This is a genomic window from Flavobacterium sp., assembly GCF_027484205.1.
Taxonomy (GTDB): Bacteria; Bacteroidota; Bacteroidia; order Flavobacteriales; family Flavobacteriaceae; genus Flavobacterium.
The window spans coordinates 21,024-34,762 of the sequence record NZ_JAIXUB010000019.1 but is presented as its reverse complement, the minus strand read 5'-3'; the positions used below and the strand labels follow the sequence as shown (position 1 = coordinate 34,762).

8 protein-coding genes are annotated in these 13,739 nt (G+C 32.9%); all 8 read right to left on the bottom strand.

Features of this window, described 5'->3' with window-relative positions:
- Positions 1 to 74 precede the first annotated feature (74 nt).
- Positions 75 to 6,476 (bottom strand): GEVED domain-containing protein, encoded by a 6,402-nt coding sequence (locus Q0049_RS09065; protein WP_298118968.1) that lies wholly within the window; start codon positions 6,474 to 6,476, stop codon positions 75 to 77.
- A 132-nt stretch (positions 6,477 to 6,608) separates the two neighbouring features.
- A complete protein-coding gene (gene fabV, locus Q0049_RS09060) occupies positions 6,609 to 7,799 on the bottom strand; it encodes an enoyl-ACP reductase FabV (protein WP_298118966.1) in 1,191 nt (396 codons plus the stop codon).
- 63 nt (positions 7,800 to 7,862) lie between these two features.
- A complete protein-coding gene (gene recN / locus Q0049_RS09055; protein WP_298118965.1) occupies positions 7,863 to 9,515 on the bottom strand; it encodes a DNA repair protein RecN in 1,653 nt (550 codons plus the stop codon).
- Between the two features lie 20 nt (positions 9,516 to 9,535).
- Positions 9,536 to 10,426 (bottom strand): DUF4835 family protein, encoded by an 891-nt coding sequence (locus Q0049_RS09050; protein ID WP_298118963.1) that lies wholly within the window; start codon positions 10,424 to 10,426, stop codon positions 9,536 to 9,538.
- Positions 10,419 to 11,630, bottom strand: coding sequence for a bifunctional phosphopantothenoylcysteine decarboxylase/phosphopantothenate--cysteine ligase CoaBC (coaBC, locus tag Q0049_RS09045; protein ID WP_298118961.1), 1,212 nt, complete (start codon positions 11,628 to 11,630; stop codon positions 10,419 to 10,421). Before coaBC ends, Q0049_RS09050 begins: the two co-directional genes overlap by 8 nt.
- 8 nt (positions 11,631 to 11,638) lie before the next feature.
- Positions 11,639 to 11,956, bottom strand: coding sequence for a DNA-directed RNA polymerase subunit omega (locus Q0049_RS09040; RefSeq protein WP_298118959.1), 318 nt, complete (start codon positions 11,954 to 11,956; stop codon positions 11,639 to 11,641).
- A 6-nt stretch (positions 11,957 to 11,962) separates the two neighbouring features.
- Complete coding sequence (locus tag Q0049_RS09035) at positions 11,963 to 12,757, bottom strand: outer membrane protein assembly factor BamD (protein ID WP_298118957.1); 795 nt, start codon at positions 12,755 to 12,757, stop codon at positions 11,963 to 11,965.
- A gap of 102 nt (positions 12,758 to 12,859) precedes the next feature.
- Positions 12,860 to 13,738: a 4-hydroxy-tetrahydrodipicolinate synthase gene (dapA, locus tag Q0049_RS09030; protein WP_298118955.1), complete on the bottom strand. Its 879-nt coding sequence runs from the start codon at positions 13,736 to 13,738 to the stop codon at positions 12,860 to 12,862.
- Between the last annotated feature and the right edge of the window lies 1 nt (position 13,739).

Genomic DNA, 13,739 nt, shown 5'->3' with positions numbered 1-13,739 from the left:
GCAAATATAGTCTTTTCTATAAAAAGAAAAGTCCCGCAAAAGCGGGACTTTAATTATTTCAAAATATTTAAAACTTATTGTTTGATAACTTTGATAGTCTTAACTTGATTATCAGAAGTTACTTTTACTAAGTAAGTTCCAGTTGGAAGATTTGACATATCAACTTGAGCTTGTGTAGCATCCATTGATAAAGTTTTCACTTCTTGACCTAAAATATTTATTACTTGAACTTTATTGATGTTTTGTGAATATGATAAATTCAATACATCTTTCACTGGGTTTGGATAGAATGTAAAGTTAGAAGAATCAAATGATCCATTTCCTAATGAAGCATCATAAGCCGAAACTTGGAAAGTTCCAACAGTTCCTCCAGCATATTCCCAAACGTTAACATATAAAACTTCACCTGGAGTTCTACCTGAAAGAGAAACAAGAGAGAAATTACCACTTGCAGAGTCATCATCATCACATTCAACTAATGTTAAACTTGAACATGATCCACTATAAACAGCTAAACCTGTATCAGTAATTGCACTAGTTCCATCAGGATTAGTTTCAATAGTAACATTTCCAGAAGCAGGAACAGTTACTGTATACCATACATCTCCACCAGCAAACGATGCACAACCTGGAGCTGGAGGATTTGAATTTGTAGCTGAACTATTAGTTCCTACTACAGGGTTAGTTGCAAAAGTACCACCAGTAGTTAATGCAACCGCTGTAGCACAATCGTCATTTGCTGGAGGTGGAGGCAATGTTCCAACACAAACATTAAATGCAGATGTTTGACCAGCAGTAGCTGTCCAAGAATAAACTCTTATATAATAAGTAGTACCAATTGTTAAACCTACAGGTGTACTTGTATTAGGATCTGAACATGTTCCAGGAACTAAAGTTAAAGAAGCACAATCAGCACCTGTCCATAATGAGTGATATAAGTCAGTTGTAGAACCAGTTATACTATTCAAACTAATTTGGTGAGTTGTAGCTGTAGCAACAAATGAGAACCAAACATCATCATCTTCTGTTCCACCACAAGCAGTAGCATCAGTTGTAGAGGCAGTTGCTCCAACTAAAGTACCAGCCGTAACAGATGTACATGTTAAATCAGTATTTACAGTTACAGCATATGCACCTGCACAATCATCATTAGCTGGCGCAGGTGGAGGAGTTACTGTTAACACACCACTATTATAAGTAGTTCCGTTCCAGAAATTCCCATTATTTGAAGAATCGATACCACCATAAACATATGCACCACTATTTAATCTAAATCTTGTTGCATAGTAGTATGTTCCTGGTAATAATGTAGCTCCAATAGTAGCTTGATACTCATCGTTATTAGAAATATGTCCTGAATTCCAAGTAGCTGGAGTCCAGTTTGTCCATGTATTAGGATTAGTATTACTTCCTACTGGGCTAATACCAACCCAAGCAGTAATTCCTGGAGCTTGACCATTTATATTTGGTACAATATCTGTTAATCCACCTTCATAAATTTGTCCATAAACAGTACCATTTCCTCCTTGAGGTATAGTAATAGTTGGTGGCCATTGTAAATTAACATAATCTGGAGAATCAGTAGTAATAACTCCACAAGTTACAGTTTTAGTTCTACAAACAGACTCAGCAGCACAACCATCTAAGTGAGTATAAAAACGAATATTACCCGAAACAGTAGCAACCCAAGTTACAGAACCTATTCCTGTAGCAACAGCTGTTAAACCACCATCTGTGCTAATAGTAACAACATCACTATTTAGAGCACCTGCAGTATAACTTGCAAATGTGTAAGTTTCACCAGAAACAACAGTAACAACTGAATATTCACTAGCATAACCACATGTAGTTATTGTTTGCAATGCATATCCATCACAATTAGCTGAATTTGGTACAAAAGTAGCACTAGGCCATTGTCCATTAACAGCAGTTAAACAAGGAGCAACTGGACAATCCTCTGAAGTAGTTATAGCTAACCTCGGGCTATCACATGTTCCATTATTAGAAGCAACATAATAAGTAGTTGCAGTAATTGTTGTAGTATTAGGTAAAATATTTCCACCAGTTGCAGCATCATACCAAACTAAATTAGTTCCAGTAACTGTTAAATCAGCCAAAACATCTCCGTCAGCAGGACAGAAAGTTTGAGCAGCATCACCAGTTGGAGTAGCAGGTAAAGCATTTACTGTTACATCTAAAGTAACTGTTGTTGATGATACACATTGACCTGCATCAGGTGTAAATGTATATGTAGCTGTAGCTAAATTGTCAACATTTGCTGGTGACCATGTACCTGTGATTCCATTAGTTGAAGTCAAAGGTAACGTTGGTGCAGTACTTCCTGAACAAATTGCTGCAATTGGATTAAAAGCAGGAGTAACTTGTGGATTTACTGTAGCTGTAACAGCTAATCTTGTTGCACTTTCACATGTTCCTACTGTTTGAGAAGCATAATAAGTTGTTCCTGAAACTAAAGCAGTTGTTGAAACTAATTCAGTACCTGCTGTAGCAGCATCATACCATTTAATTGTTGAACCAACTGCAACTAAATCAGCAACTGTTGCTGAACCGCAAAATGTTTGAGCCGAATTACCAGTTGGAGCAGATAGAGCTACTATTGTAACATCATAATCTTCAGCCTCACCATAAGTAGCAGAAGCACATGGATCCATAGAACTTCCCGTACCTGCAAATATCATACGAACTCTCATTCTATGAAGACCAGGTGTTGCTGTACATGGTATTGAAATATTAAATGAACCTCCAGGAGTAGGAATATTTGTAGCTGGAGTATTTCCAACTCTTTCAGAAGCTTCATAAGTTCCATTATCATTTAAATCAATCCATACTGAAAATGCTTGACCTGTGTATCCAACAGTTACATCAGCAGTATAAGTAGTACCTTGAACTAAATTTGCAGTTAAATTTGCAGCTCCAGTGTAATAATTATAGGATGGTGCAGTTGTACTTGTTCCTGTAACATTATTTAATGGAGTTCCTTGAATTGCAAATGATGAAAAATAATCTGAAGAAGCAACACCTGTTGTATAAACTGGAGTACACACACAGATAGTTGATGGTGTAGCAAAACTTAATTCAGTACAACCTACAGCATTACCAATACCATTATATGGAGTAACAGTATAATAATATGTCGTACTTGGATTTGGAGTACTAATTACATAAGATAAAACTGATCCTAAATCGATATTATTTGCAATTTCTGTTCCACCAACAGTTGTACCAACACTAATTCTATAACCATTAGTAGATGCAGTAGCATCCCATGAAATTGTTATTGGGAAATTTCCACAACCTGCTGATTGTGTTGCAACAACATTTGTAGCACAAGCTGGTGGTGTTGTAGCTGGTGTATCTATTTTAAAGTTATCAACAAAAAATTCCCAATCTGCAGCATCATCAACTGGACCTTCATCTGCTCGGAATGCGAATAAAACGCTAGAAGATGTTACAGTAGCAATATTATAAACTTTTGTAGTAGAAACATTTGTTGGTGCATTTGCCGCATTGAACAATTCTAATGAAGTCCAAGTAACACCACCATCAGTCGACATAGCAAAATCAACCTTATCATCAGAACCAATTGTAGCTGGTGTAGTTAATGCATAATTAGTAGCTCCTACATCGTATTTAACTTGATAACCTCCAACACTTAAATTAAATATTGGTGAAATAATCCAACCAATTCTATTAGGAGTAAATAAATTTGCTCTAATTGCTCCTGTTGTAGTATTATTTAAGAAACCATCAGCAACCCAAAACCCTGCTCCTGTTCCTGTTGGTCCTGTTGAAATAGTACCTGCATCAGCAGTTCTCCAACAAGTTGGTACAAATGTTGCAAAATCTTGAGTATAATCTGGTGTAAATGGTGCACATAATGTTGTAAAACTATTTACTAAAGATGAAGTACTTGTAGTTGGACCTGAACAAATTGCTCTAACATAAAACTGATAAGCAGTTTGTGGAGACAAAGATGTTAAAGTAAAAGGATTTGTTGAAGCTGCAACAATAGTTCCTGTACCCAATGTAAATCCAGTTGGTCCATACTCTATTTCCCATGAAACATCAGTAGCATTTCCAGTCCAACCAATTTGAGCTGAATTAGAAGTAACAAAACTAGCAGTGGTAGTTGTAGGATTAGCACAAGCTGGAATTGGCTCCCAAGTAACATCATCAATATAAAATGTAGCAGAAGACGCTGTAAATCCTGGATTTTTAAGCACTAGACTTTTAATTCCAACAGGTAAAGCACCTGGAATAACTACATACTCTTGAGTATTAGCAACTAATGTACCTGCAATAGATAATGTTTGTACAGGAACAAATGTTGAAGTATCATTTGGATTTGGTAAATAACCAACAATTAAATTTCTAGGATTAATAGTAGCATAAGCTTTAAATCTCAATCTGTGTGTATTTGCTTGTAAGTTAGAAACTGGAGGCAAAATTGCATATGCTTCTGATGGAGCTGTTCCACTAGCAAACATATATAATCTATTTGCAGGTGTCATTGGAGAAGTTGATCCAGTAGTTATGTATGTACTTGTAGAAGTACCAGTTCTACTCCAACAGTCAGGAAGACTGTTTACACCAGTTGCATAGGTATCAAAACTTTCTGTAAACTCAGTAACATCATTACATAAAGTTTTAAAATTGAATGGTCCAGACCATGTACTGTAAGTTGGTCCTGAACAAATACCTCTAACGTAATATTGATAATTAGTATTAGCTGTTAAAGAAGATAAAATATATGGATTTGTTGTAACACTATTTATTATAGTTCCTGTTCCAAGTGTAAAACCATTAGCTCCGTATTGAACTTGCCACTCAGATTCAGTTGCACCAGCAACCCAATTTAATTCAGCAGTAGAATTTGTTAAAGACAACACATTCAAAGCCGTTGGCTCTAAACAAGTTGAGTTCTCTTCCCATTTAACATCATCAATATATATAGTTGTTGCAGTTCCCGGTGTTACACTAAAAACTAAACTAGTAACTCCAACAGGAATTGTGTAAGGTACAACTGTAAACTCAGTAGCTGTTGTAGCTGCAGTACTTGGCATGTCTATTTCTTCAAAAAACACGTATGTACTAACATCAGCTGGATTTGTGAAATATCCTACTCTTAATTTTTTTGCAGCAGCAGTAGCATAAGCTTTAAATTTTAGTCTATGTGTTTCAGCTTGAAGATTAGAAACAGGAGGCAAAATTGCAAATGCAGTTGTTGTAGCTGAAATATTCATATACAATCTATTAGCTGGTGACATTGGAGCCACACTACCAGTTGTATTGTAAACATTTACAGAAGTTCCTGCTCTACCCCAACATGATGGTAAAGAAGTTGTCCCTGTAGGTGTTGTATCAAATGTTTCAACAAAACTTGTTACACCATCACATAATGTTCTAAATGTTCCCATCAAAACCCAATTTCCAGTTGAAGAAGAACATAATGTTCTAACAAAAACGTAATGAATAGTATTTGAAGTTAAACTTGTCAAATTAACTGAATTAGTCGCTGAAGCTGTTCCCGTAGTTGGAACTGTATTAGTAGTTGACACAACATATTCATATCCATTTGCAGGAACTGGCGTAGGCTGATTCCAAACAATTGTAGCTGAATTATTTGTTAAACTACTAGTTGTTAATCCAACAGCACCAGGACAAGCTGGTGGTGTCCATGTAAAAGTCAAACCATTTGTTGGCGCATTTGCACTAACCATAGTAACTGCATCTGTTGCAACGACACTTCCAGAAGTTGCAGTCCAAGATGTTGTTGAAGTTCTTGAAGCAAAATTTGTTGCTAAAGCTGCTGTTGCACCTCTTAAACCAACTTGATAAGTTCCAGTTGTAGCATTACATGTAAAAGCACCGTATACAACTTGCGCTACATTTGTAGTTTCATATAACTTGATTTGGAAATTAAAAACATCTCCTGTTTGAAGGTATTTTCTATAATTTTTCCATTGAACTGTTAAAACTTGATTTGGAGAAGTTCCTGTTAACTCAAAACGCAATGAACTTCCTACTTGCCCTTGCATATCTTTTCCAAGTCCTGCAATTCTAGCAACCAAATCATCAGAAACAGTAGTAACTGTTGAACTCAATGGTGTATAAGCACTAGAAGTATTCATGTTTACAGCAGCTGCACCCAAAGAAGACATACCTAATGATATCCAACCATTATTATTGACCGCAAAACGATCATAAACTGCTCCGTTAAAAACGAAGTTAAAGCCAATTGGAAAACCAACACCTGTAGCTGTTGCTGTAGTACCAAGAGGAACAGCTGGATCAAGAAAACGCTGATCATCAGATGTTTCTGCCCCTAAAAGTGTACCGCCCGTTATTTCGGTGTAAGTCCCACTTGATTGTGAAAATCCATATGCAACTGCTTGCGCATTTACATTAAAGATGCCCACAAAAAGCATAATTAATAATAAAGTAATTTTTTTCATGAAATAATGAAATTAAGTTAATAAGCCATAAATATATAAATAAATAAAAAAAACTCACTAATTGAAGTGAGTTTTTTTTATCAACAATAATAAATAATCAACTAATTGTTAAATGATAATTTGTAAAAATAATTATTTAATACTCTCAACATTAACCATTTCATTTGCATCAGCATTATAATCTACCCCATCAAATCCAAAACCAAATAAATTTAAAAAATCTTGTTTATAACCTGCTAAATCTCCTATTTCAGGTAAAGATTCTGTTGTTGCTTTTGTCCATAAATCTGCAACTTGCGCTTGAACATCATCTCGCATCTCCCAATCATCAATTCTTATTCTTCCATTTTCATCAGTTGCAACAGCATTTCCTGTGTATAATCTTTGACTATATAATCTCTGAATTTGCTCTATACATCCTTCATGTATTCCTTCAGCTTTCATAATTTTATACAATAAAGAAATATATAAAGGTATAACAGGAATAGCCGAACTTGCCTGAGTAACTAATGCCTTATTAACAGATACGTATGCTTTTCCATTAACTTCTTTCAATTTATCAGTTATGGTAAAAGCTGTTGCCTCAAGATGATCTTTTGCTCTTCCAATCGTTCCTTTTCTGTAAACTGCTTCTGTTACTGCAGGACCAATATATGAATAAGCAATAGTAGAAGCTCCATCAGCTAATAAGTTTTCGCTTTTTAAAGCATCAATCCACATAGCCCAATCTTCTCCGCCCATAACAACAACAGTATTATCAATATCTTCTTGAGAAGCAGGTTCAATTGAAACTTGAGTTACATTTCCAGTATGAAAATCAACTGTTTTATTTGTAAAAGTTGAACCAATTGGTTTCAAAGTAGAGCGATGTAAAACACCTGTTTCTGGATGCATTCTTACAGGAGAAGCCAAACTGTAAATAATTAAATCAATTTGTCCTAAATCTGCTTTAATCATATCAATTGTTTGTTGCTTAATCTCTTTTGAAAATGCATCACCATTAATACTTTTTGCATACAATCCTGCTTTGTGTGCTTCTTGTTCAAAAGCAGCCGAATTATACCAACCTGGAGTTGCTGTTTTCCCTTCTGTAGCAGGTTTTTCAAAGAAAACTCCAATTGTTGCAGCATCACAACCAAATGCGCTTGTAATTCTTGATGCGAGACCAAAACCTGTTGAAGCTCCAACAACCAAAACTCTTTTTGCGCCATCAATTTTACCTTTAGATTTTACATATTCAATTTGATTTTTAACATTTTGCTCGCAACCTTTTGGATGTGCTGTCAAACAAATAAATCCGCGCATTCTTGGTTCAATAATCATATACTTTATCTTTAATCGTTATTTAGTTTGTCTTATTTAAAAAACAAATATAATTCTATATTTTTAGTTTAGCAATTCCTTTGCATGATTTAAAGCCGAATCAGAAATTGTTGATCCAGACAACATTTGAGCAATTTCTATAATTCGCTCATCATCTGTAAGAAGTTTTAATTCAGATTGCGTTTGATTGTCTTTAACCACTTTAAAAACCTTGAAATGTTCTTTACCCTTTCCTGCAATTTGTGGTAAATGCGTAATTGCAAATACTTGCATATTTTGACTCATACTTTTCATAATCTCTCCCATTTTATGAGCAATTTCTCCAGAAACTCCGGTATCAATTTCATCAAATATTATTGTTGGCAAACTTGAATATTTTGATAATACCGATTTTACAGCAAGCATAATTCTGGACATTTCGCCTCCAGATGCTACTTTTTTTAACATCCCAAAATCAGAACCTTTGTTAGCAGAAAACAGAAATTGAATTTCGTCTTTACCATTATTATAATATTCTTCTTTCTTTATTAATTGAATATCAAACCTGGCATTTGGCATACCTAATTGTTCCAATATTTGCGACAATTTATTTACTAAAACAGGAACAGCTTCAACTCTATTTTTAGAAATTTGTTCAGATAAAATATCCAATTGAATCTTTATTTCTTCAATGTGATTTTCCATGGAAATTATTTCTGATTCAAGTGTTGTAACAGAAACGACCTTATTATCCAAATCATTTTGAATCAACAATAATTCTTCAACAGAATTGACTTGGTGCTTCTTTTGAAGTGCATATATTAATTGCAATTTTTGATTTAATAACTCAAGTTCTTCAGGATTAGAATAGAGTGTTTCAGATAAATTAGTAAGTTCTTTTTCAATATCATCAAACTCAATTAAAATACTTGATATTCTTTCAAACAGTTCGTTATATTCTGATGAAAATCCTGCAATTTTTTGAAATGATAGTTTTATCTCTTTCAAATTATTTAAAACTCCTATTTGATCATCATTAGCAATAGTAAGAGATTTTACAATATTTTCTTTAATGAACTCAACATTATTTAGTTTCTCAAATTGCTCTTCAAGTTCTTCTTGTTCTCCATTTTTTAAATTTGCAGCAAGTAATTCTTCTAGTAAAAACGAATTATAATCTTGTTCTTTTAAAACAGATTGCAATAATTCTGTTTTAGATTTTAAATCTGATTTTACTTTTTTATAACCCTTTAATTTTAGTGTATATTCAGAAATTAAATCAAAATTTGATGCAACTGAATCAATTATTTGAAACTGAACTTTGTCTTCTGAAAGTTCATGGGTTTGATGTTGCGAATGAATATCTATTAAATAATTACTCAACTCCTGTAATTCATTCAAATTTACAGGCGTATCATTAATAAAAGCTCTGGATTTTCCCGATGGAAGTATTTCTCTTCTGATGATTGTTTCATCTTCATAATCCAAATCATTTGCGATAAAAAAAGGTTTTAAATGGTACTTTTTTATGCTAAAATTTGCTTCAATAATACATTTCTCTTCTTTATTTTTCAATGATGTCAGATCGGCTCTTTTTCCTAAAACCAGCCCCAAAGCACCAAGAAGTATTGATTTTCCGGCACCAGTTTCACCTGTAATAACAGAAAATCCATCAGAAAAATTCACTGATAGTTTTTCAATCAAAGCAAAATTTTCGATGGATAAAGATGTAATCATAATTTATTTTAATTCAAAAATTAAAATTTAACTTGTGACCACTTGTTCGAATTTGTTGGAGATACTTTATTTAATTTATCTACCATATCGGTGATATCAACGTTTGGTCCACCAGAAAATATTGATACAATTTCATCAACTTTTGCATCAAAAAAAGTACGAGTTAAATAAGCATTTGGTCTGACAGAATTCAAACTACTAATATTTAAAATTGCTTTTTTAATAGTTTCTTTAGATGTCTTTAAGTCTTTATGCATATTGTCTAGTCCTTCAAAATGATAACTATACAATGTTTCTCTGTAAGCACTAAATGTTGGAGCTAAAATATCATTAATTAAAAAGAATCTATTTTGATTTCTCTCAGCTTGTGACCAACCTTTATATCCACTTGGTGCAGCTAGATTTACAATATCTTGAGCCATTCTAAAATATTGACTGCCGCCATTTTGAGAAAACGAATCGGCATCAGTTCCAATAATAAGGTAGCTGTAAAAAGCTAGAACAGACATTAAATTTGAATCAAAACTATTTGGACTAAAAGTTAAATTTTCAAATTCTATATATCTAAATACAAACTCTTTATCATTTATATTTACAATTGGTGAAGAATATGTTGAATTAAAAATAGGTCTAGAAGCTTGAACTTGAATTGAAGCCGTAAAGTTATTGTTGTTATCGTAAGTATCAATAATGATAAACATAGAACAATTAATCTTTTCCTTTTGATCAAAAGATTGTTCTGTCCATACAGTTTTATTCATAAAATCATTTAGTGCAGTCTGCAAAGTTTTGAAAACTTGACCATTTGCATTATTTACTTTATCATAATTAACTGATACAGTGCAATTCAATTCCTGAGCATTTGAAAAAGACACTATTGACAACAATAAAAACAAAATTAGTTTACGCATGGAAATGTTGAATTACTTTATTAATTATATCAATTGCAACTTCTTCTTTTGATTTTAAATCCATTGGTTGAATTTGAAAATCTTTATCAATAAAAGTTATTTTATTTGTTGGTTTTCCAAATCCTGCTCCTTCATCTTGAAGCGAATTTAAAACTATCAAATCTAAGTTTTTTTTCTGAATTTTCAACTTAGCATTATCAATTTCATTTTCAGTTTCTAAAGCAAAGCCAATTAAAAATTGATTTTCCTTACTTTCACCAAGCGAAGCTAAGATATCTTTCGTTTTTTCTAATTCAATTGTAAAACTAGCATCACACTTCTTGATTTTTTGGCTGGCTACATTTTTTGGTCTGTAATCCGCAACAGCAGCAGCAGCAATAGCAACATCAACATCTTTATAAAATTCATGACAAGCTACATACATTTCCTCAGCAGAAACAACTTTTACAAGATTTATGGTTTTATTACTTGTCTTAAAATGCGTTGGACCAGACACTAAAATGACCTCAGCACCAAGATTTGCAGCGCAATTTGCTATATCAAAACCCATTTTTCCTGAAGAATGATTTCCTATAAAACGTACAGGATCTATTGCTTCGTATGTTGGACCTGCAGTAATTAGTATTTTTTTTCCTTTTAATGGTAATTTACTTTCTAAATCTGCTTCTAAAAATGCAACAATATTTTCAGGTTCAGCCATTCGACCTTCTCCTGACAATCCGCTTGCAAGTTCACCAGATTCAGCAGGAATTATTGTGTTTCCAAATTGTTTTAAGGCTTGAAAAGAAGCAATAGTTGATGGATGTTTATACATATCTAAATCCATTGCTGGTGCAAAATACACAGGACACTTTGCCGAAAGATAAGTTGCAATAAGTAAATTATCACAGTTACCATTCACCATTTTTGATAATGTATTTGCAGTAGCTGGAGCAATTACCATAAAATCTGCCCAAAGTGCTAATTCTACATGATTATTCCATTGTGCATTTTCATCATCTTCATTAAAAAAAGAGGAATGAACAGGATTTTTTGAAAGTGTTGATAAAGTTAATGGAGTTACAAAATCCTTAGAAGCAGGTGTCATTATCACTTGGACATGTGCACCTGCTTTTATGAAAAGTCTGACTAAAGTGGCTGTTTTATATGCGGCAATTCCGCCAGAAACGCCTAGCACTATTTTTTTTCCGCTTAAAACTGACATTTTAGCTATTATTTATCTGAGTTTCTATGGTAAATTTTATCGTCTAACCATTCTTGAACTGCAAGAGCGTGTGGTTTAGGCAATTTTTCATAGAATTTTGAAACTTCAATTTGCTCTTTGTTTTCAAAAACTTCTTCTAAACTATCATTGTAAGTAGCAAATTCTTCTAACTTGTCAATCAATTCTTTTTTGATTTCAGCATTGATTTGATTTGCTCTTTTTGCAATAATAGTAATAGCTTCATAAACATTTCCTGTTGATTCTTCAATAACTGATTTGTTATAAGTTATTGTATTTACAGGTGCATTTGTTTTTTTTAAATCCATGACTTTTTATTTATTATATTTTTTTAATTCTGTTTCAATGGTAGCTAACATTGTATTAGCTTTTTCTTTATATTTTGTATCTTCTTTAAATTTCATCAAAGTTACGTACGAAGCTTTAGCATTGTTTAAACGCGCTTCCATTTTTTCCGGCACACTGTTAATCGCTAACTGATAAGCTGAATCCAATTTATAATAAAGAGCTTCTTCTTTAAATGGAGTTCCAGGAAAATCAGCTACAAAATTATCTAGTGCAACAATTGCAGCTTTGTAATCTGTTATATAATTAAACTGACGTGCATTTTCAAAAGCTTTTTTCTCAAGTTTTGTTTTTAAATCTCTTACAATAGAGTTTGCCTCAGAAAAATATTGTGAATTTGGATATCTATCAATAAACTCTTGTAATTTTTCAATTGCTTTATCTGTATCAACTTGGTCTAAACTATAAACAGGCGACATCATTGAATAACTTTTAGCTGCAAGAAAAAAAGCTTCTTCAACTTTTTCACTTTTAGGATAACCTGATGCAAAGCTTCCAAAATGATATCCAGACAAACCATATTGTCTGCTTTTGTAATAAGATTGAGCTTGCATGTAAAACAACTTTTCTGCTTGAGGTTTCCCTTTATATGCAGGAGCAATTTGTTCAAACAACGTTAATGCTTTGAAATATTTTTCTTTTTCGTACAATTTAGTAGCAGTTTCTAATTTCACTGCCATATCTTCAGATTTCAATGCTTTTTGATATTCATTACATGAAGTAGCAAAAATGGCTAAGATGAAGATTATTATTATTTTTTTCATTTTAAAATTGTGTGAGCTCGAAATAGAAAATTGCTTTCTAAAAAACGAACTGCAAAATTAGTTAATTATTGAATACAATAAAATATTTTTTTTAGTTGATTTTTAATTCAACTTTTTGGTAAAATCAGACAATCTTTTTGCTAAATCTTCATTTACATTTACAAGTGGCAAACGAACTGAATTCTCCGAAAACCCTAATGTTTTAAACACTTCTTTGATTCCTGCAGGATTTCCTTGTTCAAAAATCATATCAATAGCTTCCGCTAAAAGATAATGCAATTTATAAGCTTCATCTGCTTTTCTTTCTAATCCAAGACGAACCATATCAGAAAATTGTCGAGGAAAACCTTCTCCAATTACAGAAATAACACCACTTCCACCAGCTAAAACCATTGGCAAAGTGATCATATCATCGCCTGAAATTACATGAAATCCATCTGGCTTTCCTTGAATTAATTTCATTGCTTGCACTATATCGCCTGCTGCTTCTTTAATTGCAACTATATTTTTAAAATCATTGGCTAATCTTAAAACTGTAGATGGCAACATATTGCTTGATGTTCTTCCTGGAACATTGTATAAAATTACAGGAATTGGTGACGCTTCTGCAATGGCTTTGAAATGCTGATAAATTCCTTCTTGTGTAGGTTTGTTATAATATGGAGAAACTGAAAGTATGGCAACAAAATCTGAAAAATCTCTTGTTTTTAATTCTTGAAGAATTTCATGAGTATTATTCCCTCCAACTCCTAGAACTAAAGGTAATCGTTTAGCATTAGCTTTTACTACAGTTTGAATCACTAATTCTTTTTCCTCTTTAGATAAAGTAGCATTTTCAGCAGTTGTTCCAAGAACTACAAGATAGTCGATTCCATTTTCAATTTGAAAATTTACAATTCGGTTTAATGCTTCCACATCAACAGAAAAATCTTTTTTGAATGGTGTTACAAGTGCAACTCCAGTTCCAATTAATGATTGCATA